The sequence below is a fragment of the Shimia haliotis genome (assembly GCF_900114415.1).
In the GTDB taxonomy this organism is placed as follows: Bacteria; Pseudomonadota; Alphaproteobacteria; order Rhodobacterales; family Rhodobacteraceae; genus Shimia; species Shimia haliotis.
Genome location: NZ_FOSZ01000004.1, coordinates 25176 through 50180, shown reverse-complemented (window position 1 = coordinate 50180; position 25005 = coordinate 25176). Strand labels below are relative to the sequence as shown.

Here is a 25005-nt window from a genome sequence, read left to right as displayed (position 1 = left end):
CCATGACACTTACTCAAGCCGATGATTTCCTGACTGAGTCTGAAACCCTTTATGCGGCGCTGGCCGGGCTTGATGACACCGCGCTACTTCAGGCCACGCAGTTCAAAGGCTGGACCATTGAAGACGTCCTTGTGCATCTGCATTTCTGGAATATCGCGGCTGACCTTTCTGTCTCCGATGAAGCTGGGATGCAAAAACGCGTGGCCTCAGTCATGGCCGCGCTGAAGGAAACCGGCTCTATGCGCTCTGGTGAAAACGCCACAGTCACCGAGCGCGGCACGGCATTGCGCGAAGCATGGATTACCAATGCCCGAAATATGGCAGTCCGCTGGCGTGACATGGATCCAAAGCAGCGCCTCACTTGGGTTGGCCCTACAATGTCGGCTCGGTCGTCCATCACCGCACGCCAGATGGAAACATGGGCGCACGGGTTTGAAATTTTTGACACTCTTGGCAAAGCCCGCGAGGAGCAAGATCGGATCAAAAACATTGTTGTCCTCGGCGTGAATACCTTTGGTTGGTCACATCAGGTGCAATCTTTGCCCGTTCCCGAAGCGATGCCGCGGTTGACCCTGACAGCGCCATCTGGCGAGGTTTGGACTTTTGGCGAGGTCGGTGACAACTCAATAACCGGCTCTGCCGTCGATTTCGCCGCGGTCGTGACGCAAACCCGTGCTTTTGCCGACACAGACCTCATAGCAACCGGCGACACCGCGCAGACGTGGATGACCCACGCTCAGTGTTTCGCTGGTCCACCTGAAACTCCGCCCGCAGCGGGCACCCGCCACAGACAAGAGACCTAAATGACCAAAGCCATATTGACCTGTGCGCTCAACGGCGTGTTGACCGATCCCACACAACATCCCGTGCCGGTAACTCCTGAACAATGTGCATCCTCTGCCCGAGAGGCGATGGATGCCGGAGCGGCGATCATTCATATCCATTTCCGACAACAAGAGGCTGGCAAAGGACACCTGCCAAGTTGGGATCCGGTTGTGGCCAAGGAAATTGTTGATGCCATTCGGGCAGCCTGTCCCGGGATATTGATCAACACCACAACCGGCGTTGTGGGACCAGATTATTCCGGCGCATTGGAGTGTGTGCGCGCGCTAAAGCCTGAGATTGCAGCATGCAACGCGGGTTCACTCAATTACCTCAAACTCCGTTCCAACGGTGATTGGGCCTGGCCCCCCATGATCTTCGAAAACACGCCTGCAAAAATTCAGGACCACCTTGATGTCATGGCGGAAGCCGGCACCATTCCTGAGTTTGAGTGTTTTGACACAGGTATCGTGCGCTCCGTCGGAATGTACGTAAAAAATGGCATGACCAGTCGGGCACAATACAACCTCGTGATGGGCGTCGCCTCCGGAATGCCGGTGAGCCCTGAGTTGTTGGAATTCCTGATGCCATACATTCTTGATGGCAGTGCATGGCAAGCCACTTTGATCGGTCGAGAGAACATTTGGCCCACACACCAAAAAGCCGCAGATCTGGGCGGGATGCTGCGGACAGGTGTCGAAGACACGTTCTATCTGCCAGATGGCTCAAAAACCCGCTCGAACGGCGAATTGATCGAGGCGCTTGCGGCCTGCGCCCGCAACGCGGGACGAGATATCGCCAACCCGGACGAAGCGCGGCAATTGTTGGGCATCGGCTGATTTTCAAGGAAGGCTGCGTGCCACAATCTCATAGCAGCCGTCGCTTTCCCCCCGACACGATGTCGACTTTGGCACAGTTGTGTTCTGACACGTGACTAAACTTCTCCCTGACGGGAGGACACAGGATGACTGATTTACGTGGCAAGGCGGCGCTTGTGACTGGCGCCGCCGGTGGCATCGGCCGTGCAATCGTCGCCACCTTTCAGGCGCAAGGCGTGATGGTGATGGGCGCGGACCTAAAGGCAGGCGAGGCCGACCATAATGTGACGGGTGATCTCATGGATGGGGCGTTTTGTGATGCCCTGCCGGCACAGGCCGTTGCGGAAATGGGGCGCCTCGATATTGTGGTCAACAATGCGGGCATCATCACACGTGGCAAAATAACAGAAGCAACCGATGAAGACTTCGCGCGATCCATGGCAATCAACGTCGAAGCGCCGTTCCGCCTGTGCCGCGCGGCGGTTCCGATCATGGCAGAAGCCGGTGGCGGGGCGATCGTAAACGTTTCGTCGTGTTGGGGTGTGCATCCGGGACCGAACCATCCGGTGTATGTCAGTTCCAAAGCGGCGGTGGCCTCTCTGACGCAGTGCCTTGGAATGGATCACGCGGATCAAGGCATTCGGGTGAACGCGGTGTGCCCCAACGAGGTAAATACTCCGATGATCCGCACGGGATTTGCCACACGTGGCCTCGACCCGGACAAAGCAATTGATGAACTTAATGCGTCGGTACCACTGGGGAGGATTGCGGAACCTCAGGACATAGCCGATGTGGTGGCGTTTCTGGCGAGCGATCAGGCCCGCTACATGTGTGGCGCCTTGCTTGAGGTAAACGGCGGGAAGTCGGTGCAATGACGGATTGGACAAGCAAAGTCGCGCTGGTCACAGGGGGGCGCAGTGGCATCGGCGCGGCAATTGCCGATGCTTTGGCCGAGAAAGGCGTTCGGGTGATCACCGCACAACGCGGCGAGGATTCCGTGCATGAAAGCATCGTGGCGGATTTCCTACGACCTGACACGCCCAAGCGGGTGGTTGAGCAGGTGATTTCCAAGGCAGGTCAGCTCGATATGCTGGTGAATAACGCTGGTCTGATGCGCGAGGGCACGGCGATCGAGATGTCGGAGAAGGATTTCTCTGACACGCTTCAACTCAATCTCACCGCGCCCTTTATGTTGATCAAACACGCCTTGCCGCATCTGATTGCTGCTAAGGGTGGAATTGTGAATATCGGCTCCATCGAAGGGCTGGGGTCCAACCCTCGACATTCGGCGTATTGTGCCTCTAAGGCAGGGATACATGCGATGACGCGGGGCGTCGCGGTGGATCACGGGCCGGACGGAGTGCGGTGCAACGCAATTGCACCGGGTTGGATTGATACCGAGTTGAACACTGCCTTCATTGCGAGCCTTGGTGACCCCGAGGCATTTCGCGCACAGATTGGCGGCATTCATCCGGTCGGCCGCACCGGCAAACCGGAAGAGGTCGCCACTTTGGCGCGCTGGCTTTTGTCTGACGAGGCGGCTTTTGTGACCGGACAGGTCTGGACCGTGGATGGCGGTCGGACGTCTAAGCTGAGCTTGCCATAACGAAAAAGGGCGGACCAATTGGCCCGCCCTCTCGCTGTTTCTCAGCCTAAGCTTACTGGCGCGAAACGAGTTTCCAGCCGCCGTTCTCCACGACGGAAATGGTCACTTCGTCGACACCCTGATGGTCGCCCGGGCCGTATTTGATTTGCGCATCAGACAGTTCGTCATAGAAATCCAGAGATTCCATCGCCGTCTGGAAGCTTTCGTGCGTCAGGTCTTTGCCAGCCGCTTCAAGCGCACGCACAACGGTGTCTGCCGCAGAGTAGCCCAGCATCGCAAAACCGGAGGCCGGCTGGTCAAACTTGGCTTTGTAGTCTGCGATGAACTTGCCCGGAACTGCGTCGCCCGCGCGAGAGTAGAGATCTACCCAGCCAGCGGAGGCGTATAGGCCATCGGTCACACCGCCTGGTACCATCGCTACCGGCTCAAGGAAGCCAGCAGAGGTGTTCAGGAATTTGACGTCGGTCCAGCCCAGTTTCTTGGCGGTGCCGACAACAGTGATGCCCTGACGCACACCCAGTGCCATGGTGATCACGTCACAACCAGCGGACTTGAGCTTGGTCAGAGAACCAACAAAGTCCAATTCGTCCGGCTTGTGCGTGGTTTCGCCGCCCAGAGCAAGGCCAAGGGATGCGGTGACGTCTTTGGTCGACTCTGCGATTTCTTTGCCGAAGTCAGACGGGATGTACATGGTGCAGATCTCTTTGGCGTCAAATTCGCCTGCGAGGTATTTCACACCAACCTGCACCTGATCCCAATAGCTGGAGAAACCGATGTATTTGTTGTCGATCGGATCCTGCAGCATCTGACGCGCCGCGGAGAGCGGGCCGATGTTCGGAATGCCTTTGGGGTCCAGAAGCTTGAAGCCCGCGATGTTCATCGGCGTGCCCAAAGACAAGAGCATACCAAAGACTTTGTCACGGTTCAGGAGCTTGTTATAGCCCTGCATCGCGCGCGGGATCTGGTAGCCGTTGTCCTCCACAACAAACTTGATCATGCGGCCATGCACGCCACCGGCGGCGTTGGCTTCGTCAAAGCGCATGTTGGCGCCATTCACGGCCGGAACGCCCACCGCGGCAAAGATGCCGGACAGATCGTTTACCGAGCCAAACACCACTTCGGTGTCCGTGACGCCTTGCGTGTCCGCTAGGGCCTGAGACGAAAGCGCCATTGCGCCTGCCGCGACTGCGGTCGTCAGTTTTTTCATGTTTTCCTCCCGTTGGTTAAGTGGTCTTGAGCCACAATAAATTCAGCTTAGTACATTTCCTCGATAAGTCCCGCGTGTTTCTTCTCAACAAAACCGCGTTTCAGTTTCATCGTCGCGGTGAGCTCTTCGTCCTCAGCCGTCAGCAGAACGTTTATCAGGCGGAAATCCTTGATCTGTTCCACGCGGGCGAAGTCCTTGTTGACCTCATCAACCTCCTTTTTGATGAGATCGACCACTTCTTGAGCCGCACAAAGTGAGGCGAAATCAGAGAAGGGTACTTTGAGATCCTGCGCAAACTTCTCAACGTTTTCCTGGTCGATCATGATCAGGCAAGTCAGGTATTTGCGCGCGTCGCCAATCACCACCGCGTCCGAAATATAGTGGCTGAACTTCAAACGGCTTTCGATTTCGGCCGGTGTGATGTTCTTACCACCTGCAGTAATGATAATGTCTTTCAGGCGGCCGGTGATCGACAGGAAACCGTCCTCGTCGACCTTGCCCACGTCACCCGTGCGCAGCCAGCCGTCGTCGGTGAAGGTCTCTGCTGTCTTTTCGTTGTTGCGCCAGTAGCCTTGAAAGTTGTTCAGGCCGAAGGTCTGAATTTCACCATCTTCGGCAATGCGCACGTCAAAACCGGGAACCGCCTTGCCAACCGTTCCGATTTTGTTGTCATCGGGTAGGTTGATTGAGGCAATACCGGAATTTTCTGTCATGCCGTAGCCTTCAAGAAGTTGCACGCCAATCGCCCAATACCAGCGGATCAACTCCGGCGAAATTGGTGCCGCACCAGTGCCGCCGCGACGCATTTTGTCCATGCCCAACATACGGCGCAAGTTGCGCAGAACAAGGAAATCCCAGACCGCATAGTTGATCTTGGTTCCCATCGGTACCGGCTTGCGTTCCAGCAGGTAATCCGCCCGCTTCAGACCGGCCTTGACGGCCAGTTTGAAGCAAAGTCGGCCTAGCGGGGTCGCCTCTTGTGCCAAAACCAGCACGCGGGAGTATACCTTCTCCCAGACGCGCGGAACGGCGGTGAAATGCGCAGGCGAGACCTCTTGCAGGTTGTCAAAGACGGTTTCTGTGCTTTCGGCAAAGTTCACCGTCGATTTGCCCGCAATCGGAAAATATGCGGACACGTTGCGTTCCAGAATGTGACAGAGCGGCAGGAAGCAGAGCTGTTCATCGTCATCCTGTGTGGGCAAGGCGTGGGCACCGGACACACAGCCCGCGATTACGTTCTCCTGGCTTAGCATTGCGCCCTTGGGCATGCCGGTCGTGCCGGAGGTATAGATCAAAAGACCGGTATCACCCGGTTGTGTCTTGGCGATTTCCTCTTCGAAAAAGCCGTGGTTTTCTGCCTCAAAGGCGCGGCCTGTGTCGTAAAGCTCATCGATGAACACACATTTTTCGTGGCGCAGGTCGTGCAAGCCGTCCTGATCCAGAATGATGACTTTCACCACATGCTCGGCCTGATCCTCGATTTCGAGAAACTTGTCGAGCTGCTCGTCGTTTTCGACAAACAGGAACCGGCTGCCGCTGTCGCGCAAAAGGTATTCCAGCTGGCTGGCTGAGTCGGTCGTGTAAACACCTGACGCGATCCCGCCGACGCATTGGATGCCCATGTCGGCATAAAGCCATTCCTTGCGGTCTTCTGACAAGATCGAGACAACTTCGCCCCGCTCCATGCCCAATGCCCGAAGGCCAAGGCCGATCCACTTGGCGTGATTCCAATAGTCTTTCCACGAATAACTCTGCCAGATGCCGAGGTCTTTTTCGCGGTGAGCGGTCCGGTCCCCAAGCTGTTCACAGCGTTTCTGAAACAGACCGACAACTGTGTCGCAGCCGTCCACAAGCGCTGGGCGTTGGCCCGGTGTTGCGGTGACGACGACGCCGTTGATCTCGATCTGGTCGGCATTTGTGTGCACGTTCATTGCATGTCCTCCCTGCGTCCGATCAACGCCATGTCTTCTTGCGCTTCCAACGGCGTTCGCCGCGGGCGCCTTCTTCCTGATGTCCGAGATAGAAGGACTTGATGTCCTCGCTCTCCATCAGGCGATCCGCCGTATCGTCCATCACGATCCGGCCGACTTCCATCACATAGCCCACATCCGCGAGGTCGAGCGCCACCTTGGCGTTCTGCTCCACCAGCATCATGGTCACGCCTTCGTCTTTGTTCAGGCGTTTTAGGATGGCGAAAATTTCCTGCACCAGCAGTGGCGACAGACCGAGCGATGGTTCGTCCAACAGCATGATCTTGGGGCGCAGCATCAGCCCACGACCAATCGCAAGCATCTGCTGCTGACCACCCGAAAGCGTGCCAGCCTCTTGATTGCGGCGCTCGGCCAAAATCGGGAAGTAGTCAAAGACCATTTCGCGGTCTTTCTCGATCTCGGCTTTGTCGGAGCGGGTGTAGGCCCCCAATGACAGGTTTTCATCCACCGTCAGAAGCGGGAAAACCTCACGACCTTCGGGCACGTGAACGATGCCTTCGCCAACAACCTTGTGCGGTTCCATCCCCTGAATTTCACGGCCCTCAAAGATCACCTGACCTTTTTCTGGATCCATGATGCCTGAGATGGTTTTCAGAAGCGTGGATTTACCAGCGCCATTGGCGCCAAGCACGGTCACGACCTGACCTTTTTCAACTTTCAACGACACGCCACGGATCGCCATGATCGGGCCGTAGAAGCTTTCGATGTTTTTGATATCAAGTACGGTCTCAGTCATTACGCTGCTCCCGCGCCAAGATAGGCTTCGATCACCGCAGGATCAGACTGCACCTGCGCCGGTGTGCCTTCGGCCAGCTTTGCGCCATCAGCCAAAGCCAGCACGCGGTCGGATACGCCGCTCACCAGCCCCATGTCATGTTCCACCATCAAAACGGTGATCCCCATCTGTTTGCGGATGTCGTCAATCCACCACCGCATGTCTTGTGTTTCTTCCACCGAAAGACCGGAGGCGGGTTCATCAAGCAGCAAAAGCCGAGGTCCCGAAGCCAGCGCGCGGCCCAGTTCAACGACCTTGCGCACGCCATAAGGCAGGCCCGCGATCATTTTGTCGCGATAGGGCTGCAGATCGAGGAAATCGATGACTTCCTCCACCGCCTCGCGGTGCCTTTTCTCTTCTCTCCGCACTTTGGAGGTGAACAACGCTTCCTGAAGCAGATTGGTGCTCCGGTGACGATGTCGCCCCACCAGTAGGTTCTGAAGAACGGTTGCATGGTCAAACAGTTCAATGTTCTGAAATGTGCGGGCGATGCCAAGGTCGGCCACCGCATCCGCATTGCGATCCAGAAGATTGTTGCCGTCGAAATTGATCGATCCGGCATAGGGATCATAGAACCGCGAGATCAGGTTGAAGACCGTGGATTTCCCCGCCCCGTTTGGGCCGACGATGGCGTAAACTTCGCCTTCCTCGACCGAAAACGTGAGGTCGTTCACAGCGGTGACGCCACCAAACTTAAGCGTCGCGTTTTTGATTTCCAGAAGGTTGCTCATCTCAGGCGCTCCGTCTTCAAGTAGCTCTTCTGGCGCTTGAACATGTCTTTGCGCGCGAACGGGAACAGTTCGAACCAGATGCGGATTTTCATCCAGCGGCCGTAGATGCCCATTGGTTCAAACAGGATGAACAGGATCAAGATCATGCCGAACACGCCCGTCTCCAGACCAGGAATGGCGACGCCGCCACCGATCACGGTTTCCTTGGCCAGCGAAAGGAACTGCGGCAGGAAGGCCACTACGACCGCGCCGAAGAAAGCTCCGTGAATAGAACCCAGACCGCCGATCACGATCATCATCAACAAGGTGATGGAAATCACAATAGAGAAGGTCTCGTTGGTCACGATGCCAGAGAAGAACCCCATCAAAGCACCCGCCAAACCAGTGATGGCGCAGCTGATACCAAAGGAAATCGCTTTGGTGCGGGAGATGTGAATGCCCATCGCCGTCGCGGACACTTCGCTGTCACGGACCGCGGCAAACGCGCGACCCAAGGGGGATCGCAAGATATTGCGGTAGATCAGCGTGCAGATGATCGCAACGACCAACACCAGCCAATAAAACCTGTCAGGTGTGCCCCAACGTTCGATTTCGATGCCGAAGATGTTGATCACCGGAGCAAACTTGCCGGACACGCCATTGGTGATCGGCTCCATCAGGACGATGATGTCGTCGGCGAGGATCGACAGTGCCATCGTCGCAATCGCCAGATAGATGCCGTGCAGGCGGATCGCGGGAATCGCAATGATTGTGCCAATGATGCCCGTCAGAATGCCCGCCGCAGGAAAGGCGATCAGGAACGGCAAACCCTGTTCCATAAAGATGATGCAGGAGTAACACCCAAGCGCGAGGAAAGCAGCGTGACCAAGGGAGGCTTGGCCGGTTTGGCCGGTCAGCATCATCAAGCCAAGGCCTGCAATCGCCCAGATCAGGACGTTTGTGACTTCGCCAAGAAAGAAGTCGTCGATCAGCCAAGGCAGAAGCACTGCTACGACGATCAGCAAGGCATAGACGAGGAAGCTCCACCGGTCAGGGAACAGCCGGATGTCGTGTTCATAAGAGGTCTTAAAATGAATGCGCATATTGTTCAGACCTTCTTTGTGCGGACTTGGCTAAAGAGCCCGTGTGGACGAAAAACCAGAACAAACAGCAGAAGCGTGTATGGCGCGATCTGGCTGTATCCGGCAGGGAAATAGCGGGATGCGAAGGGTTCGATCACACCGACAATAAGGCCGCCCATCAACGCGCCCGGAAGCGATCCAAATCCACCAATAACGGCTGCAGCGAAGGCTTTGATACCCAAAAGGCCGGCGTTTGGATCAATCGCCCCTTTGGAGGCGAAAAGGATGCCTGCGACGGCGGCAACTGCGCCCGACAGACCCCAGATCATGCCCTGCACGCGCTTCACCGGAATACCCATGAAGTAGGCCGCCATCTGGTTCTGCGACGCAGCTTGCATCGCCAAACCCAGTTTGGTGCGCTGGAAGAACTGATAAAGGAAGAAGGTCATGAGAACCGTGACAACGATCACCGCCACATCCGCCATACCCAGCACCACACCGCCAACATTGATGTCACCGATCGCAAGCGGGCTTTCCAAGGTCTGGGGTTCGTGGGTCCAGATCAAGCCCGCGATGAAGCGGATCACAAAGCCCAAGGCAATGGTCAGGATCACGACCGCAGTCTGGCTTTGGCCAAAGAGGTGACGCAGCACGAAGAAATCGAGCAGGTAGCCCAGTACCGCCATGATGGCGATGGCTAGCGGCGCGGCAACCCAGAAGGGCAGCCCCATGTAGTGTGCGTTCGTGAGACCCAATGTGATAAACGCGCCTAGCATCATGAAATCGCCCTGCGCGAAATTCACTTGCTCGGTCGCTTTGTAAATCAGCACGAACCCGAGCGCGATCAGACCGTAAACACAGCCGTTCGCAAGCCCGCTGACGAGCAGTTGCAAAACTTCCAATTTTTCCTCCCATTGCCGGTTTTCCGGCATTTCTTGACGGTCAGTCTTCCGACCTGCCTCCCCTGCGTCAAGCGCCGTGACCCCTCCCGTGGCCTAGACGCCGTTACGTCATGTGGTGCGCCCTTTACGTTTCCGTAAAGGGCAGTTGCCTAGATGCCGCGCTGTTTCAGCAGCCATTCCGTGTGGTGTCCTGCATCCCCGAGGAACTCGGAAAGTGCGCGGTCGCGCTTCATAAAGAGGCCCAGATCCATCTCGTCGGTCATGCCAATTCCGCCGTGCATCTGCACACCTTCCTCGGTGGCCTGACGCCCCACACGGGCGGCTTTTGCTTTGGCCGCACGGCTCAACGCTTCGGCGTCATCTCGTCCCTGATCCAGTGCATTGAGTGCTTCGGCCACCAGCGAAGAGGTCTGCTCCAGCTCGCAATAAAGATCCGCGGCGCGGTGTTGCAGGGCTTGGAACATGCCGATCAGCACGCCGAACTGTTTACGGGTGCGCAGGTATTCAAAAGTCTGCTCCGCTGCGGCCTTGGCGTTGCCCAACTGCTCAGCAGCGGCCACAGCGCGACCCGCCCGCAATGTGGCGTCCAGAGCCGCTTGGGCCGCGTCGCCTTCGGCAATGATTGCTTCGGCAGGCACTAAGGCATCATCCAGCGACACAACCGCGGTGTTTCGGTGATCCAACATGACCTGCGATGTCACCGACACGCCCTTTGTCTGGGGGTCGACCAACGCCAAAACCAGCGCGTCGCCATCCTTCGCAGCGACAATGAGGCGGTCGGCATCCACGCCATCCACAACAAATGACTTGCGCCCGTTCAACGTTGTACCGTCCGCGGCTTTGGTCGCCGTCGTGGCGATACGGTTGGGGCGGTGTTTCACGCCTTCTTCCAACGCCAGCGCGATCACGGCATCTCCGCCTGCAATTCGCGGTCCCCATTGCGCCAATGTGTCTCCGCCAGCAGTACGTAAAACTGTTGCAGCCAGAATCGCAGTCGAAAGGAATGGCCCCGCGGTTAGGTTTTTGCCCATCTCCTCGGCAATCAGACCCGCGGCGCGGAAGCCGAAATCGGCCCCGTCAACGTCCTCGGGCAACGCGATGCCCATCCATCCCATCTCGGCCATCTCACCAACAATGGCCTTGTCATAGCCCAGTGCGGCACCGCTATCGCGCAACGCGCGGAAGGCGGTGATCGGGTGGGATTGGCTCAGCAGGCCAGCGGCGCTTTCGGCCACCATACCCAAGTCTTCGTTCAGAATTTCCATGATCAGCCCCTCAACCCGGCATCTTCAGAATGGCTTTGGACAGGATCGACAACATGACCTCGGATGTGCCGCCTTCGATGCTGTTGGCTTTGGACCGCAGCCAGTCTTTGGCGGCTTGGCCCGCATCATTGGACCCGCCTTCCCAGACCAGATCATCCGCACCACCGGCAGCAACCCGCAACGACTGGCGCTGTTTGTTGAGCTCGGTGCCGAGGTATTTCAACTCGGCTGACCGCGCGCCCAACTCGTTGCCCGCTCGCATATAGGCACGCGTCATGGCGACATGCGCGTCAAAGGCCATCTCATCAACGATGAATTCACCCAGTTCAGCGCGCATCATCGGATCGTCCAGACGACCCGCGTCATCTAGACCAATCGCCTGCGCGGCGTCGGAAATCAGGTCGGACTTGGCAAAGATCGCGGAATCAGAGCCGCCAATCATTTCACGCTCATGCGTCAGCAGGTATTTCGCAATGGTCCAGCCTTGGCCACGCTCACCGACGATCTGCTCGGATGGCACTTTGACCGCATCAAAGAAGGTTTCGCAGAAGGGCGACGCGCCTGAGATCAGCTTGATCGGCTTGGTGCTGACGCCTTCGGTTTCCATGTCAAAAAGCAGGAAGGAAATGCCGGTGTGTTTCTTTTCATCCGGCTCGGTGCGCACAAGGCAGAAAATCCAGTCCGCCTTGTCGGCATAAGAGGTCCAGATTTTCTGGCCCGTGACCTCAAAGTGGTCGCCTTTATCGACGCCTTTGGTTTGCAAACTGGCAAGGTCCGATCCCGCGCCGGGTTCGGAATACCCCTGACACCAGCGAATTTCACCGCGGGCGATCTGCGGCAGGTAATGGCGTTTCTGCTCCTCAGAGCCGAAGTGCAACAAGGCTGGCCCAAGCATCCAAATGCCAAAGCTTTGAAGCGGTGGGCGCGCATTTATACGCTTCATTTCTTCGGCGAGTACTTTCTGCTCTGGGCCCGACAGGCCGCCACCGCCATAGGCTTTGGGCCATGCTGGCACGGTCCAGCCGCGCTCAGCGTTGACCTCAAGCCACTGTTTCTGAGCAGGCGAGCTGAACTCGAACTTACGCCCACCCCAGCAGATATCATCTTCGCCCATCGGCTCACGCATCTCGGGCGGGCAATTCGCCTTAAGCCAGTTGCGTGTTTCCTCCCGGAAGGTCTCCAGGTCCGTCATCGTCTTATTCCTCCCTGCCGGTGCGCCGGTCTTGTTGGCGCTGGCGTTGCAACTGAAATGCAAACATACTACTCAGTATGCTGTCAACGAAGGCCACCCCCGCGACGTCGCGTCAGCCACGCGGCTCACCCTAGGGAAAGTGTTGAAGGGAATAAGTGAATGACTGCTGCGGCCGCGCAAACCGACAAGAAACCTATGAGCAAATCCAAGGCGGAGATCCTGGATGCAGCGGCGGAGGTTTTTACCAAGCTGGGCGCGGATACAGCGTCCATTGACGATGTCGCGCGGCACCTTGGATCAACCAAAGGACGGATTTATCACCATTTTCCGTCCAAGGGTGTGTTGCTGGCTGAAGTTTGTTTGCGCGCGGCAGATTTCGTGCATGAAGAGGTCGGACCAGCGGTGGATCCAGCAGAGACACCAGAGGCCAACCTGCGCAAAATGATAACGTTGCACATTCCTGAAATCCTGCGGACGCTGCCTTATCACAAGGTGATTATTCAGTCCTACGTTGGAATGAATCAGAAATCGACAACGTCGCTTGAACGAGAATTGTTCAAGCAGATTCGGACCGAACGGCGTGCCTATGAGGACATCTTCCGCGGCATTTTGCAGGCGGGCATGCAGGACGGGTCTTTTCGGGACCAAAACCTGTCGATTGCGCTGCAATCCATTCTGTTGCTGATCAACGCACCGGTGTTCTGGTATCGCCCGCGAGAGGATGAGCCTGCGAGTTTCATCCCTGATCTGGCAAATCAGCTTTCAGATATGGCCGTGGCCGCGCTGCGCTAAGGCTTTGCGCAGGAAACGGGTCGTGTAGCTGTGGTCGTGAAGGCAAACTTTGGTCAGTTCCCAATCAGGAGAGACCAATGTTGCAGTACATCCCCATGCCATCAGATGAGGCACGCGCCTATCGCTCCGGCGCCCCCGATGCGTACGGCCGCGCGCCAGAGCGTCAGATATCGGACGGATCAGGCGCGCCTTGCCGCCATTGTCTAAAGAACGTGCCAAAGGGGGCAGAGATGCTGGTTCTGGCGCATTGCCCCTTTCCTGAAAAACAGCCCTACGCCGAGACGGGCCCGATTTTCCTGTGTGCTGATGAGTGTGACCACCCCGACAACGAGCAGGTGCCTCCGGAGATTTTGTCGTATTCATCTACCTATCTGATCAAGGGTTACTCTGCGGATCACAGAATCGTCTATGGCACCGGCGCGATAGTCGAGAAAGCGGAGATAGAAGAGGCATCAAAGAGTATTCTGGTGCAGGATCGCGTTGCCTATGTTCATGCAAGGTCCGCCAAGAACAACTGCTATCTTTTGCGCATAGAGGGGGCGCTGCCCCCAACGTGAGCAGGCTCACGATTCCCCCGAGGTATTTGGGGAACAAAAAGACGCAACGATTTGTTAACCCCGAATCACGCAATCTGTGGTTGCGGTACAGGCTGAGGAGCCGCTGGCCGTGAACGAAAAAGACGCCCTGCCTGATGCGTAGCTTCGCGCAATGTCGACCGGTGCACAGGCTGGGCGCACGATGCTTTCACCTCGTCTTTTTGTTCTCGAAAATACCTCTGGGTGTGCTCACAGCTTGGCTGTGAGTGAGGGGCTTGGCCCCTATTTTGACTTGGTAAGTTTCAGGAACACATCTTCTAGGTCTGCTTGCTCGGTCTTCACATCCGCGATGGCAATGCCGGCCTGGCGCACCGCTCCGAGTACGTCTTCGGCACTGATGGCGCGGGCTTGATAGGTCAGGGCAAGCGCGCCGTTGTTGCGCAGAGTGACTTCAACCCCGTCCAAAGTGGGTAAGCGGTCCGGTTTGCTGACAGGCTCAATGACCATACATTTGCTGTCGATCTGCCCAAGCAGGTTAGCCGTGCTGTCGCGGGTGACCAGTTCACCGTGATTGATGATGGCGATCTCGTCGCACATCTCCTCGGCTTCTTCGAGGTAATGCGTGGTCAGGATGATGGTCATGCCACGTTCTGCGTTCAGCTTGCGAATGTTGGTCCAAAGCATCTGGCGCAATTCGATGTCCACACCCGCAGTTGGTTCATCTAGCACAAGAATTTGCGGGTGGTGTACCAACGCCTTGCCCAGCAAAAGGCGGCGACGCATACCGCCCGACAGAGTGCGAGCGTAGGCCTCGGCCTTGTCCGACAATCCAACCATTTCAAGAATTTCATCGCTGCGGCGTTGGGGTTTTGGCACGCCATAAAGACCTGCCTGTACTTCAAGTGCTGCGCGTGGGGTGAAAAAAGGGTCGAGGTTCAATTCTTGCGGCATCACGCCAATGGCGGCGCGGGATTGGCGTGGGTTTTCGTCCTGATCAAATCCCCAGATGCGGACTGCGCCTTGGGTTTTAATCACCAGTCCGGCCATGATGTTGATCATCGTGGACTTGCCAGCACCATTGGGGCCGAGCAGGCCAAAGATGGAGCCGGCAGGGATATCCAGATCAACACCTTTGAGTGCGTGTTTCTCAGGTTCATTGCGCCCGCCGCGGTATGTCTTTCTCAAGCCGCGGATTTCTATCGCGTTGTGGGTCATGGCCGCTCTTGCTCCTCGCTGCGCAATCCCTATTATCGCTGCCTGACCAAAGCCGCCAGACCTTAGGGGCACGCGGCTCAAAGACTTTGCCAAGGACGACCCAGATATGACCATCGAGGCACCCGAAACCAAGATCGTGGACAGCTATCGCATTTCCTGTGACGGCGGCGAAGGCGCGCTGGGCCATCCGCGCGTGTGGTTGCAGATCCCGAACGAGCACGGCTGGGTTGAATGCCCTTATTGTGACGCGAAATACGTTCACAAAGATTTCGCTGAAACCACTGAGTGACAGGTTTCAGAGATGTGTCTGGGCGTGGTGGCGTTCGGGCGCTTCCAGATGGGAGATCATGTTGAACTGCACCAGCAGGGGTTTATCCAGAACCATCTGCCAGCGGTGAACAGAGGTGTTCTGGATTGCCAGACACATCTTGGCCCAACCCTCTACATCAAGATCAAGTGTCTGACGCAAAACCGTGCCAATCAGCCCGCCTGAGGTGACAACCAAGGCACGGCCTTGGCCTGCGGCGATTTCTGACGTCACATCCCGGATGCGGGCCGAGAAAGCGGCGTGGGTTTCCGGCACGCCTTCGATCTCGCCCCGCTCCCACGCGCCCAACACAGTGGGTAGGTGCCGCACAAATCCCTCGCGCTCTGTGGGCACTTTGAGACCGTGCTGTTCTTCCATAAGCTGGCTGAGCGTGAAATAGGCGAATTCATTGAGGCGCGCGTCTTCAACAATTTCCGCGTGATCCTGTGTCCGCATGCCCGCGGCGGTTTCCCGATGACGTCGCATGGCTCCTGTATAAACCCGCGCAAAGCGATCGCCTGTATCGCGCATATGTGCGCCAAGCCATTCGGCCTGTTGATGCCCTAGCTCTGAAAGGCGGTCATAGCTTTCCTCGTCGCGGGCTTCGGTGTTGGCCTGTCCGTGGCGGACCAGAGTGATGTGCGGCATGAGATCGTTCCTTTGGTTAGTCTCTGAGTAAGCCAGCTTGGCTGTTGGAAAAAGGGGGGATAACGCGAGGTTGTCAGACAATTTCCGCCGGATTTGAGGGTTGTGATTGCGGGCACCTCCGGCAGAGGTATTTTGAGAACGAAAAACTTTGGAGACCGCGATGAACATCAACACCGACCGCTTTTTGCGTGATCTGCACAAGCTACGTTCTTTTGGCGCATCTGGCGTTGGCAAAGGGGTCGTGCGCCCGGCTTTTTCAAAGGCCGATATTGATGCGCGGCAATGGCTTCTGGCGCAGTTCGAGGCAGCGGGACTTGAAGCGCATGTGGATCCGGCGGGCTCGGTCTGGGGATTGGCGGAAGGGCCGTCCTTGTTGACGGGATCGCATTCCGATAGCCAGCCCGAGGGAGGCTGGCTTGATGGGGCATTGGGTGTGATTGCCGCTTTGGAGATTGCGCGTGCCGCCAAAGAATCCGGTGGGGCCGCGGTGTCAGTGGTGTCTTTTCAGGACGAAGAAGGCCGGTTTGGCGGCACCACAGCAAGTTCGATTTGGGCCGGTGGCGTGTCACTGGAACAGGCGGACAAATTTACCGATTTCGACGGTGTGTCCTTTGCCGAGGCGCGCGCGTCGATGGCGTCCCTGGCGGGTGACTTTGTCGATCCGAAGCGATTCACCGGTTTTATCGAGATGCACATCGAGCAGGGTCCGTGGCTGGATCAGGCAGGGGAGGCCATCGGCGTTGTGACGGACATTGTGGGCATTCGAGATATCAACATCACCTTTATCGGGGATCAGAACCATGCCGGGACGACGCCTATGCATTTTCGGCGCGATGCGGTGCAGGGAATGCTAGATGCGATCAGCCAGATAAACACAGCGTTTGGTCCTATTGTGAGTGACAGCACTGTGTGGACGAACGGCCACGTCAGCGTCCACCCTAACGCAAGTTCGATTGTACCGGGGAGGGCACGATTTTCGATGCAGTGGCGAGACCGTGATCTCGCCCGTTTGAATCGGATGGAAGATGTCATCCGTGTCACAGCTAAAGCGGTTGCCGAGGATCGGGGGTTGCAAGTCGAACTCAGCGATTATTGGGCTTTGGAACCTGTGGCGATGGACGCAAGACTTAAGGCTGCTTTGTCTGAGGCGGCAGAGGCTGAGGCTCCGGCAAAATGGCGCGAAATGCCGTCAGGCGCTCTGCATGATGCCACCTGCGTGTCGGCCTTGATGCCGGTGGCAATGCTGTTTGTGCCGTCTATCAATGGCATCAGTCATGCGTTTGCGGAGGACACAAACGAAGCTGATCTTGTGACCGGTCTCAAGGTCTTGGCGCGTGCTGTGTCGCGGTTGACGAATTAGTCGCGAGCATAGCCGCGGCGTTGCGCACGTCGACGATACCGATCAGCAGCGTTAGAGGCTTCGCGCAGATTGCCGAAGATGTTCACGCGGCTTGCGCCTTTTCCGCCGGCCACTCCCCATTCACGCATCACCGAAACCTCCTCAAAGAGGTTCATAGCGATTTCAACGCGGTAGTACCGCGGGCGTGTTTTAAGGGATGGCTTATATAAGATGCAGATCGCCATAAGGAATCCTATCGCGCTGCGAATCACGGCGCAATAGGGTCTGTGTTTCGCGCTACGCCGCCGTCAGGTCAGTAACAAAATCTCGGACCCACCAGAACTGCGGCGCAGGGCATGGATGTCGGCCAAATCCGGATCGTTGATCCACTGCAGCGCGCTATTCTTGTCGGGAAAAGACAGTATGGCCGCCACATCCGGCACGTCCGGCGCACCGTCGATTGGCATCACATTGCCGCTGCCTTGCACCACTTTTCCTCCGTGGCGAGCAAGGGCAGGGCCGGCTTTATCACGGTAGTCGGACAGGGCTTCGGGGTTTGAAACGGTCAGTTTCGCATACGCATAGATCATGAAATTCTCCGTCTTTTCTGAGGTGTCTCCAGAGTAGGGGCAGATTGAATTTGCAAAAACGCGTGGTATTGCATGTAACACATGCAATACTGCATGCATGAATGTTGATTGGGATGACCTAAAAACGGTATTGCACGTGGTGCGCGGAGGCTCATTGGCAGCGGCGGGCGCTGCTTTGGGCGTGAACTACACCACCGTCGCGCGGCGTATTGCGCGGGCCGAGAGCGCTCTGGATATGATCCTTTTTGAACGCTTGGCGGATGGCTATCAGCCCACGCGCGCGGGTTTGCGGGTGGCTGAACATGCCGCCGAAATGGAGGCGCGCGAGCACGATCTCTTGCGTCAGTTGCAAGGACAGGACGAGCGCCTGTCTGGGCGGCTTGTACTGACGGCGCCACAATTGATGATTGGCCCATATGTTGCACCTGCAATCGCACAGTTTGCTGAGGCGCATCCAGCCGTCGAGGTGTACCTGAAAGCCGGTAATGAATTGGCCGACCTGACCCGACGCGAGGCTGATTTGGCAATCCGGATCAGCGCGTCACCCGGAGACAGCCTGACCGGTTTGCGCATGGCCGCACAGGACAGCGCAAGCTTCGCCGCACCGATCTGGGCCGAGCGTATGACAGAAGGCAAAGCTGCGGTCATCGACTGGGTGGTTTATGAGCAGATCGCACATGTCCCCAAACAGGCGTTGGAAAGGTTTCCCAATAGTCGTGTGGTTTTGGTTTGCAACGACATGGCCGCAATGGTCGGGGCCGCGGTGTCAGGGTTGGGCGTTGTGCGGATGCCGGTGTTTCTCGGTCGCGCGACGCCAGGCCTTGTACAGGTGCCCGCGATAGAGCCCCAAACCTATGCAGATGTATGGTTGGTGGGTCATCCGGACGTCTGGCCAAGCGCAAAGGTCAAAGCCTTTCGTGAGATTTTGGTGCCGGAATTCAGGAAACGTCGTGCAGAGTTTGTCGCGTGAAAAAAAATTCCCCGCAGCCGATGGTCTGGTCTGCGGGGAAGGCGGGAGTGATCCGTGAGATTTCTTTAGGTGACACCCAGCACATGTAGCGCCATGAGACCCATTGCGCTTACCGCGACCACGAAGGCCAGCGTGCGCAATACAATGATGCCGAAGAGGTAGATGAGATAATGCGCGACAAGAGCAAAGAAGAAGGTTTTTGCCAAAGTACCCGCATAAATATCATCCGGTGCCCGCATCATCGCCATGAGCGCGAGTACAGCAAAGGGGAGAAAGGCTTCAACAGCCACTTTGTGCGCGCGCTTGGCGCGTTGCGCCCAGTGCGATTGCGGGATTGCATCAGGACTGGGGTTGGCAAGGGCCCCTAAAAGGCCGCGCACCAAAACCCGATCAACGATATAAGGCGCCCAAGCCAATCCGACCCAAAGAGCGGTCAGAGCGGTGTAATGCTCAAGCTCGGTCATATCGCAAACCTCTCAAAAGGCGGGCCTTTGCGACCCGCAACGCCACTTAACAATGAAACAAGTGTAGCTCATCTTGTGGGTGAAATCTACAAGTTGCGTATATCGTGGGGTAACGCCTAGGTATTGTGGGGAAATTTGTCGTCAGCTTAGCGCCAGGTGACGTCACCCAAGAAAATGTAACCAGCACCATAGATGGTTTTGATCAGGCGTGGGTTTTTCGGGTCTTCCCGCAATTTGGTGCGTAGACGGGAGATACGAACATCCATGGCGCGATCAAAACTCTCTCCGGCGGCGCCACCAAGGATCTCTTGCATCTGTGCGCGGCTGACAAGTCGTTTCGGGCTCTCCAGAAATAGGCGCAGAACTTCGCCTTCAGCGTGGCTGAAAGTGGTTTCTTCGCCCTCTTCGTCGATCAGTACATAGCGGTCGAAATAGGCGGTCCAGCCGTTGAATTCAGCCGTGTTCGCAGGACCAGACGCCGGCGTCGCGGCACGGTCTTTGCGCAACCGGACGCGGACGCGCGCGACAACTTCGGTCGGATCAAACGGCTTGATGATGTAGTCGTCTGCGCCGAGTTCCAGCCCAGTGATCCGATCTTGCACTTGCGCACGGCCAGATATGATGATCACCGCGGCGCCCACTTCCAGAGCCAGACGATGCACCAACGTCAACCCGTCCTTATCCGGCAGACCAAGATCAACAAGACACACATCCGGCGTGGTTGACTTCAGCATTGCCTCGAATTCGGTGGCCCGTGAAAATCCCATTGTGCGAAACCCCGCGTCTTCCAAAGCGTCCGCAAGGATGCGGCGGATCTCGGGTTCATCGTCCAGAATGGTGACAAGCGGGGCAGTCATGGGGGTCTCACTTCGGGTGCAGGAATTGGTCAAGCTGGTCGCCAGTGAACGGCTTGGACAAAACGGGCGCTCGGGATGCGCCTTCGATATAGAGTGGATCACTGACCGGCAAGGAGGTCATTAAATATGCGGGAATTGCGTCGTTGCGCAAGGAGCGCACGAGGTCCACGCCCGTTGCTTCGCCTTCCAGTGAGATGTCTGACAGAACAAGTGTGATGTCAGGGACCTGTTCCAGCAAAATGTGCGCCTCTTCGACACTGGCAGCTTCGATGACGGTGTGTTGCATATCCGTAAGCATATCGCGGATCAGGCCCCGCAGATCGGGGTTGTCTTCCACCAAAAGGGCCAGTCCTGGTGCCGTGCCCTGCATTGCGCGTCGTAGTGGCAAGCGCATGCGAACCTGTCCGCCGGTGCCTGTGTTGCCGATTTTTATGTCGCCGCCCACGAGCTTGGTCATGTCATAAACCATGGCGAGACCCAGGCCGCTGCCGTCGGAACCTTTTGTCGTAAAAAACGGATCAAGCGCGCGCATTAAGGCTTCGTCGCTGAACCCTGTGCCGGTGTCACGGACCGTGAACTGAACCCACGTGTTTTGGACGAGCTCGGCAATCAACAAAATCGTGCCGTCCCCGCCACATGCATCTCGCGCGTTTAGCAAAAGGTTGACCAAACTGTCTTGCAGCATTGCGGTGTCGAGCATCACGGTTTCATCGGGAATATTGTTTTCGATAATAAGCGTGACAGCTCCGTCCAGCGTTGGGCGAGCCAGCGTTTCCAGATCGGCAAGGAATTTGCGCATGTCCGTCGGTTCCAAATGAGGAACACGGGGGCCTGTGACATTGGCAAGTTGATCCAAAAGTTTACCGCCACGCCGAGCAGCGCCAAGAGTGGCCTCCACCAATTCGGGGGCATCGCCCGGCAAATCAATCTTGCTGAGCTTTCCCTGAGTGCCGAGAATAATGGTCAGAAGGTTGGAAAAATCATGGGCCAGCCCGCTCGTCATCTGAGCGGCAATTTCGCGGCGACGAGTTTGTTGCAGTGCCACGCGGGCCTGGGTTTCCTCTGTTACATCCATAGACAGCACATAGACCCCGCGCATGTCGTCAGAGGCATCATCAGGTGTAAAAGCCACTCGGATACGGCGCGTCGAGGGATGTTCGTTGAATTCAAACACCGAGGCCTTTCCACGAAAGGCGCGTTCCATGTAGGGCTCGATGGCGGTAAACGCACTCTCTCCCAAAGCGTCACGCGCGTGCATACCCACGATATCAGAAGGCCGACCCGGGATCACCGCGCTTAGGCGTCGGTTGGAATAGGTATATAGCCGATCGGGGCCAAGATGCGCGATGTGGGCCGGCATCATCTCCGCCGTCAACCGCATCCGTGCTTCACTTTCGGTCAATTGGCGTTTGACCTCTTCCAAAGTTTGGACAGTCGCCTCCAATTCTCGGTTGGTGGCCGACAATTCCTCAGCGTGTTTCAGCACCTGATCCGAAAGCTCTTCAGATCGAGACCGAAGCAGAGCCTCCTGTCGCTTCGTGGACGTAATGTCCGTGTAAACGGCAACCCAGCCACCCTGCGGAAGCGGCGAACCCTCGACGCTGATCCAGCGCCCATCCGCGCGCTCGCGCTCAAAGTAATGAGGCTCAAATGCACGAGCACGTTCCACGCGTTCGGCGATGAATTCTTCGACAATATCTTCCGGCACATGCCCGTATTCACCGTTTTCGATCAAAAACCGAATAGTGTCCGAAAAATCCGCGCCAGGTTGAATCAGCGCGCGCGGAATTGAGAACATCTCCCTGAATCGTGCGTTGGCCACCACTAGCTTCAGATCGCTGTCATAAATCGACAACGCCTGCTTGATGAGGTTCAGACCTGCGGCGGTCATGTCCTGAATTTTGCGGGCCGAAGGCTGCATCGTGATCTCCTTCTACTCACCGCTACCACTCGGGCAGAAGCGGGCAAAGTCAGAAATGCATGCTGTTACAATTCGAAAGGATTGGGAAATGTTCAGGAAAAAGTTGACCGCGAGGTTCTAATTCGCACCTTGGAAGGTGAAGAATCGTTTCGGCGGTTTCAGCCCGCAGCCGCGGGTGAATGGGAGGAATACATTTTGGCACAGTCGTCACAGGCGACCGGCGGACTCGCATCCGTTCCGGCGCTCTTGCAGCGTAACGCCACTCTCTATGCGGACAAGGACGCATATCGGGAGAAAGAGTTCGGCATTTGGCAGCGCTGGACTTGGGCAGAAACAGAAAAAGAAATCGAGGCGCTCGCGCTTGGCCTGATCAACCTTGGTGTTGAAGAGGGTGACTTTGTCGCCATCATTGGCCGCAATCGCCCTTATTTCTATTGGTCGATGGTGGCCGCGCAATCCGTAGGCGCGGTGCCCGTACCGGTTTACAACGACAGTGCCGCCGAAGAGATGGAGTACATCCTTGGCCACTGCGGCGCGAAATACGCCATCGTCGAAGACCAGGAGCAGGTCGACAAGATCATTGAGATTCAGGAACACCTGCATCAGTTCAAACACATGATCTACATCGATCCGCGTGGCCTGCGTAAATACGACCACCACGCGCTGCATGAGTTCAGTCACATCCAGAATCAGGGCCGTGCCGCCTATGACGAATGGATCACCGATCTGCAGGAACGCCGCGCCAAGCTGACTTATGACAGCACCTGCGTGATGCTCTACACCTCGGGTACCACCGGCAAGCCGAAAGGCGTGGTTCTTTCCAACCGCAACGTGATTGAAAGCGCCAAGAATTCGTCCGAGTTCGACAACCTCGGCGCAGGCGAAGAAATCCTCGCCTATCTGCCGATGGCTTGGGTGGGTGACTTCATCTTCTCGATCGGTCAGGCCTACTGGACCGGTTTCTGTGTGAACTGCCCGGAATCGCCGGACACAATGATGACCGACCTGCGCGAAATTGGGCCGACCTACTACTTTGCCCCGCCGCGCGTGTTTGAAACACAGCTCACCAACGTGATGATCCGCATGGAAGACGCCGGCCCGCTCAAGCGCCGCATGTTCCGCTACTTCATGGATCTCGCCAAAAAGGTTGGCCCCAACATTCTGGACGGCAAGCCTGTCGGCGGGATGGACAAGCTGAAGTACAAGCTGGGCGAATTCTTTGTTTATGGCCCGCTGAAAGACACGCTTGGCTTTGGCCGCGTGCGTGTTGGCTATACCGCTGGTGAAGCGATCGGGCCGGAGATTTTCGAATTCTACCGCTCCCTCGGCATCAACCTGAAACAGCTTTATGGTCAAACCGAAGCCACCGTATTCATCACCGCCCAGCCGGACGGTGAGGTGCGCGCGGACACCGTGGGCGTGCCAAGCCCCGACGTGGAAATCAAAATTGCCGACAATGGCGAAATCTTTTACCGCTCGCCGGGCACCTTTGTGGAATACTACAACAATCCTGAATCCACCGCCTCGACTAAAGACGCTGAAGGCTGGGTGGCAACGGGTGACGCGGGCTTCTTTGAAGAGGGTTCCGGCCATCTACGCATCATCGACCGCGCCAAAGACGTTGGCAAAATGGCGGACGGTTCTATGTTCGCGCCGAAATATGTCGAGAACAAACTCAAGTTCTATCCTGACATTCTTGAGGCCGTGCTGTTTGGCAACGGAAAAGAGAACTGTGTCGCCTTTATCAACATCGACTTGACGGCGGTGGGCAACTGGGCGGAACGCAACAACATCGCGTACGCGTCCTATCAAGAACTCGCGGGTCACCCGAAGGTTCTCGACAGCATTCAGAGCCATGTGGAAACCGTGAACAAATCGGTTGCCGCTGACCCGATGCTGGCCGGTTGCCAAATCCACCGCTTCCTTGTGCTGCACAAGGAACTGGACGCGGATGACGGCGAAATGACCCGGACCCGCAAGGTGCGCCGTGTGATTGTGGCCGACAAGTTCAAGGACCTCGTGGATGCGCTTTATGACGGCTCCACCACGGTCTCGACCGAAACCGAAGTGACCTATGAAGACGGCCGCAAAGGCTCGATCAAGGCCACCCTTGAACTGCGCGACGCCGCAGTCGTCTCAACCGCAGCAAAGGTAGCCGCAGAATGAGCACGCAGGAAAGCTACGTCACCGAGGACGGTCGCACAATTGGCCCGACCGTGATGGAAATGAAAAACATCACACTGCGCTTTGGCGGTGTGAAGGCGATCACGGATATTTCGTTCGACATCCGCGAAGGTGAGATCCGCGCGATCATCGGCCCGAACGGTGCCGGTAAGTCTTCGATGCTGAACGTCATCTCCGGCTTCTATGTGCCGCAGGAAGGTGAAGTTTGGTATAAAGGTGCCAAGCGTCCGCCTATGAAACCCTACGAGGTGGCACAGCAGGGTATCGCACGGACCTTCCAGAACATCGCATTGTTTGAAGGCATGACCGTTCTGGACAACGTCATGACCGGACGCATGCGCCAGATGAACGCTGGCTTGCTGAGTCAGGCGATCTGGATGGGCAAGGCCCAGCAGGAAGAAGTGGAAAACCGCGAGTTTGTCGAGAAGATCATCGACTTCCTCGAAATTCAGGCGATCCGCAAAACGCCGGTTGGCCGTCTGCCCTATGGCCTGAAGAAGCGTGTCGAGCTCGCCCGCGCGCTGGCGGCGGAGCCGTCGATTCTTCTGCTGGACGAACCAATGGCCGGTATGAATGTTGAGGAAAAGGAGGACATGTCCCGCTTTATCCTCGATATGAACGACGAATTCGGCACCACCATCGCCTTGATCGAACACGACATGGGCGTTGTTATGGACCTTTCCGATCGGGTTGTTGTGATGGACTACGGCAAAAAGATCGGCGACGGCACGCCGGACGAAGTGCGCAACAACCAGGCCGTCATCGACGCCTATCTGGGGGTGGCACATGACTAATCAACTGACTGAAATGAC

Annotated in this window: 26 protein-coding genes; 11 read left to right on the top strand and 15 right to left on the bottom strand. The window is 56.9% G+C overall.

Annotated features, from left to right (window positions below; translation table 11 throughout):
* The first annotated feature begins 2 nt into the window (after positions 1-2).
* The 4 genes from BM069_RS10910 to BM069_RS10895 all read left to right on the top strand — a co-directional run bounded on the left by BM069_RS10910 (position 3) and on the right by BM069_RS10895 (position 3246).
* Positions 3-803 (top strand): TIGR03084 family metal-binding protein, encoded by an 801-nt coding sequence (locus BM069_RS10910; RefSeq protein WP_093323678.1) that lies wholly within the window; start codon positions 3-5, stop codon positions 801-803.
* Complete coding sequence (locus BM069_RS10905) at positions 804-1661, top strand: beta-keto acid cleavage family enzyme (RefSeq protein WP_093323676.1); 858 nt, start codon at positions 804-806, stop codon at positions 1659-1661.
* A gap of 125 nt (positions 1662-1786) precedes the next feature.
* On the top strand, positions 1787-2515 hold the full coding sequence (locus BM069_RS10900) for an SDR family NAD(P)-dependent oxidoreductase (RefSeq protein ID WP_093323674.1): 729 nt from the start codon (positions 1787-1789) through the stop codon (positions 2513-2515).
* Positions 2512-3246: an SDR family NAD(P)-dependent oxidoreductase gene (locus BM069_RS10895; protein WP_093323673.1), complete on the top strand. Its 735-nt coding sequence runs from the start codon at positions 2512-2514 to the stop codon at positions 3244-3246. Before BM069_RS10900 ends, BM069_RS10895 begins: the two co-directional genes overlap by 4 nt.
* A 52-nt stretch (positions 3247-3298) precedes the next feature.
* Here the strand turns inward: BM069_RS10895 and BM069_RS10890 are convergent, their stop codons facing one another.
* The 8 genes from BM069_RS10890 to BM069_RS10855 form a co-directional block, all read right to left on the bottom strand.
* Positions 3299-4453, bottom strand: a complete 1155-nt coding sequence (locus BM069_RS10890; protein ID WP_093323671.1) for an ABC transporter substrate-binding protein — start codon at positions 4451-4453, stop codon at positions 3299-3301.
* Positions 4454-4500: 47 nt separating this feature from the next.
* Positions 4501-6384, bottom strand: a complete 1884-nt coding sequence (locus tag BM069_RS10885; RefSeq protein WP_093323669.1) for an AMP-dependent synthetase/ligase — start codon at positions 6382-6384, stop codon at positions 4501-4503.
* A gap of 22 nt (positions 6385-6406) precedes the next feature.
* Positions 6407-7180 (bottom strand): ABC transporter ATP-binding protein, encoded by a 774-nt coding sequence (locus BM069_RS10880; RefSeq protein WP_093323668.1) that lies wholly within the window; start codon positions 7178-7180, stop codon positions 6407-6409.
* Positions 7180-7950 (bottom strand): ABC transporter ATP-binding protein, encoded by a 771-nt coding sequence (locus tag BM069_RS10875; protein ID WP_093323666.1) that lies wholly within the window; start codon positions 7948-7950, stop codon positions 7180-7182. The genes BM069_RS10880 and BM069_RS10875 overlap by 1 nt, the downstream gene beginning before the upstream one ends.
* A complete protein-coding gene (locus BM069_RS10870) occupies positions 7947-9032 on the bottom strand; it encodes a branched-chain amino acid ABC transporter permease (RefSeq protein WP_093323664.1) in 1086 nt (361 codons plus the stop codon). Before BM069_RS10870 ends, BM069_RS10875 begins: the two co-directional genes overlap by 4 nt.
* A gap of 5 nt (positions 9033-9037) precedes the next feature.
* On the bottom strand, positions 9038-9913 hold the full coding sequence (locus tag BM069_RS10865) for a branched-chain amino acid ABC transporter permease (RefSeq protein ID WP_093324124.1): 876 nt from the start codon (positions 9911-9913) through the stop codon (positions 9038-9040).
* A 149-nt stretch (positions 9914-10062) separates the two neighbouring features.
* Positions 10063-11178 carry an acyl-CoA dehydrogenase family protein gene (locus BM069_RS10860; RefSeq protein ID WP_093323663.1) on the bottom strand — a complete coding sequence of 372 codons (1116 nt, stop codon included), beginning with the start codon at positions 11176-11178 and terminating at the stop codon, positions 10063-10065.
* A 10-nt stretch (positions 11179-11188) separates the two neighbouring features.
* Entirely contained in the window at positions 11189-12370 is a 1182-nt protein-coding gene (locus BM069_RS10855; RefSeq protein WP_093323661.1) for an acyl-CoA dehydrogenase family protein, read from the bottom strand.
* A gap of 159 nt (positions 12371-12529) precedes the next feature.
* Here BM069_RS10855 and BM069_RS10850 point away from each other — a divergent pair, with 159 nt between their 5' ends.
* Positions 12530-13162, top strand: a complete 633-nt coding sequence (locus BM069_RS10850; RefSeq protein WP_093323660.1) for a TetR/AcrR family transcriptional regulator — start codon at positions 12530-12532, stop codon at positions 13160-13162.
* A 77-nt stretch (positions 13163-13239) separates the two neighbouring features.
* On the top strand, positions 13240-13719 hold the full coding sequence (locus BM069_RS10845) for a DUF1203 domain-containing protein (RefSeq protein ID WP_093323658.1): 480 nt from the start codon (positions 13240-13242) through the stop codon (positions 13717-13719).
* Positions 13720-13980: 261 nt separating this feature from the next.
* On the opposite strand, the gene BM069_RS10840 is transcribed toward BM069_RS10845, so the two are convergent.
* On the bottom strand, positions 13981-14913 hold the full coding sequence (locus BM069_RS10840; RefSeq protein WP_093323657.1) for an ABC transporter ATP-binding protein: 933 nt from the start codon (positions 14911-14913) through the stop codon (positions 13981-13983).
* Between the two features lie 106 nt (positions 14914-15019).
* On the opposite strand from BM069_RS10840, the gene BM069_RS10835 reads away from it, so the two are divergent.
* Positions 15020-15202: a zinc-finger domain-containing protein gene (locus tag BM069_RS10835; protein WP_093323656.1), complete on the top strand. Its 183-nt coding sequence runs from the start codon at positions 15020-15022 to the stop codon at positions 15200-15202.
* Between the two features lie 6 nt (positions 15203-15208).
* Here BM069_RS10835 and BM069_RS10830 read toward each other — a convergent pair whose 3' ends face one another.
* On the bottom strand, positions 15209-15868 hold the full coding sequence (locus BM069_RS10830) for a histidine phosphatase family protein (RefSeq protein WP_093323654.1): 660 nt from the start codon (positions 15866-15868) through the stop codon (positions 15209-15211).
* A 160-nt stretch (positions 15869-16028) separates the two neighbouring features.
* Here BM069_RS10830 and BM069_RS10825 point away from each other — a divergent pair, with 160 nt between their 5' ends.
* Positions 16029-17228: a hydantoinase/carbamoylase family amidase gene (locus BM069_RS10825; protein ID WP_093323653.1), complete on the top strand. Its 1200-nt coding sequence runs from the start codon at positions 16029-16031 to the stop codon at positions 17226-17228.
* On the opposite strand, the gene BM069_RS10820 is transcribed toward BM069_RS10825, so the two are convergent.
* Positions 17225-17452, bottom strand: a complete 228-nt coding sequence (locus BM069_RS10820) for a WGR domain-containing protein (RefSeq protein ID WP_093323651.1) — start codon at positions 17450-17452, stop codon at positions 17225-17227. The two genes, BM069_RS10825 and BM069_RS10820, sit on opposite strands and share 4 nt — an antisense overlap.
* Before the next feature lie 63 nt (positions 17453-17515).
* On the bottom strand, positions 17516-17797 hold the full coding sequence (locus tag BM069_RS10815) for a DUF1330 domain-containing protein (protein WP_093323650.1): 282 nt from the start codon (positions 17795-17797) through the stop codon (positions 17516-17518).
* Between the two features lie 97 nt (positions 17798-17894).
* Between BM069_RS10815 and BM069_RS10810 the strand changes: the two genes are divergently transcribed.
* On the top strand, positions 17895-18767 hold the full coding sequence (locus BM069_RS10810) for a LysR family transcriptional regulator (RefSeq protein WP_093323648.1): 873 nt from the start codon (positions 17895-17897) through the stop codon (positions 18765-18767).
* A 65-nt stretch (positions 18768-18832) separates the two neighbouring features.
* Here BM069_RS10810 and BM069_RS10805 read toward each other — a convergent pair whose 3' ends face one another.
* From BM069_RS10805 to BM069_RS10795, 3 genes are all read right to left on the bottom strand, one after another.
* Complete coding sequence (locus tag BM069_RS10805) at positions 18833-19231, bottom strand: MAPEG family protein (protein ID WP_093323647.1); 399 nt, start codon at positions 19229-19231, stop codon at positions 18833-18835.
* Between the two features lie 146 nt (positions 19232-19377).
* Complete coding sequence (locus BM069_RS10800; protein WP_093323645.1) at positions 19378-20088, bottom strand: response regulator transcription factor; 711 nt, start codon at positions 20086-20088, stop codon at positions 19378-19380.
* A 7-nt stretch (positions 20089-20095) separates the two neighbouring features.
* A complete protein-coding gene (locus tag BM069_RS10795) occupies positions 20096-22009 on the bottom strand; it encodes a hybrid sensor histidine kinase/response regulator (RefSeq protein ID WP_093323643.1) in 1914 nt (637 codons plus the stop codon).
* 195 nt (positions 22010-22204) lie between these two features.
* On the opposite strand from BM069_RS10795, the gene BM069_RS10790 reads away from it, so the two are divergent.
* Entirely contained in the window at positions 22205-24175 is a 1971-nt protein-coding gene (locus BM069_RS10790; RefSeq protein WP_093324123.1) for an AMP-binding protein, read from the top strand.
* Positions 24172-24987: an ABC transporter ATP-binding protein gene (locus tag BM069_RS10785; RefSeq protein WP_093323642.1), complete on the top strand. Its 816-nt coding sequence runs from the start codon at positions 24172-24174 to the stop codon at positions 24985-24987. Before BM069_RS10790 ends, BM069_RS10785 begins: the two co-directional genes overlap by 4 nt.
* Positions 24988-25005: the final 18 nt, after the last annotated feature.

Excerpts from the sequence above, each read along its gene's own strand:
- BM069_RS10910 (WP_093323678.1), top strand. The coding sequence starts at position 3 with ATGACACTTACTCAAGCCGATGATTTCCTGACTGAGTCTGAAACCCTT.
- BM069_RS10905 (WP_093323676.1), top strand. The coding sequence starts at position 804 with ATGACCAAAGCCATATTGACCTGTGCGCTCAACGGCGTGTTGACCGAT.
- BM069_RS10900 (WP_093323674.1), top strand. The coding sequence starts at position 1,787 with ATGACTGATTTACGTGGCAAGGCGGCGCTTGTGACTGGCGCCGCCGGT.
- BM069_RS10895 (WP_093323673.1), top strand. The coding sequence starts at position 2,512 with ATGACGGATTGGACAAGCAAAGTCGCGCTGGTCACAGGGGGGCGCAGT.
- BM069_RS10890 (WP_093323671.1), bottom strand. The coding sequence starts at position 4,453 with ATGAAAAAACTGACGACCGCAGTCGCGGCAGGCGCAATGGCGCTTTCG.
- BM069_RS10885 (WP_093323669.1), bottom strand. The coding sequence starts at position 6,384 with ATGAACGTGCACACAAATGCCGACCAGATCGAGATCAACGGCGTCGTC.
- BM069_RS10880 (WP_093323668.1), bottom strand. The coding sequence starts at position 7,180 with ATGACTGAGACCGTACTTGATATCAAAAACATCGAAAGCTTCTACGGC.
- BM069_RS10875 (WP_093323666.1), bottom strand. The coding sequence starts at position 7,950 with ATGAGCAACCTTCTGGAAATCAAAAACGCGACGCTTAAGTTTGGTGGC.
- BM069_RS10870 (WP_093323664.1), bottom strand. The coding sequence starts at position 9,032 with ATGCGCATTCATTTTAAGACCTCTTATGAACACGACATCCGGCTGTTC.
- BM069_RS10860 (WP_093323663.1), bottom strand. The coding sequence starts at position 11,178 with ATGGAAATTCTGAACGAAGACTTGGGTATGGTGGCCGAAAGCGCCGCT.
- BM069_RS10855 (WP_093323661.1), bottom strand. The coding sequence starts at position 12,370 with ATGACGGACCTGGAGACCTTCCGGGAGGAAACACGCAACTGGCTTAAG.
- BM069_RS10850 (WP_093323660.1), top strand. The coding sequence starts at position 12,530 with ATGACTGCTGCGGCCGCGCAAACCGACAAGAAACCTATGAGCAAATCC.
- BM069_RS10845 (WP_093323658.1), top strand. The coding sequence starts at position 13,240 with ATGTTGCAGTACATCCCCATGCCATCAGATGAGGCACGCGCCTATCGC.
- BM069_RS10840 (WP_093323657.1), bottom strand. The coding sequence starts at position 14,913 with ATGACCCACAACGCGATAGAAATCCGCGGCTTGAGAAAGACATACCGC.
- BM069_RS10835 (WP_093323656.1), top strand. The coding sequence starts at position 15,020 with ATGACCATCGAGGCACCCGAAACCAAGATCGTGGACAGCTATCGCATT.
- BM069_RS10830 (WP_093323654.1), bottom strand. The coding sequence starts at position 15,868 with ATGCCGCACATCACTCTGGTCCGCCACGGACAGGCCAACACCGAAGCC.
- BM069_RS10825 (WP_093323653.1), top strand. The coding sequence starts at position 16,029 with ATGAACATCAACACCGACCGCTTTTTGCGTGATCTGCACAAGCTACGT.
- BM069_RS10820 (WP_093323651.1), bottom strand. The coding sequence starts at position 17,452 with ATGGCGATCTGCATCTTATATAAGCCATCCCTTAAAACACGCCCGCGG.
- BM069_RS10815 (WP_093323650.1), bottom strand. The coding sequence starts at position 17,797 with ATGATCTATGCGTATGCGAAACTGACCGTTTCAAACCCCGAAGCCCTG.
- BM069_RS10810 (WP_093323648.1), top strand. The coding sequence starts at position 17,895 with ATGAATGTTGATTGGGATGACCTAAAAACGGTATTGCACGTGGTGCGC.
- BM069_RS10805 (WP_093323647.1), bottom strand. The coding sequence starts at position 19,231 with ATGACCGAGCTTGAGCATTACACCGCTCTGACCGCTCTTTGGGTCGGA.
- BM069_RS10800 (WP_093323645.1), bottom strand. The coding sequence starts at position 20,088 with ATGACTGCCCCGCTTGTCACCATTCTGGACGATGAACCCGAGATCCGC.
- BM069_RS10795 (WP_093323643.1), bottom strand. The coding sequence starts at position 22,009 with ATGCAGCCTTCGGCCCGCAAAATTCAGGACATGACCGCCGCAGGTCTG.
- BM069_RS10785 (WP_093323642.1), top strand. The coding sequence starts at position 24,172 with ATGAGCACGCAGGAAAGCTACGTCACCGAGGACGGTCGCACAATTGGC.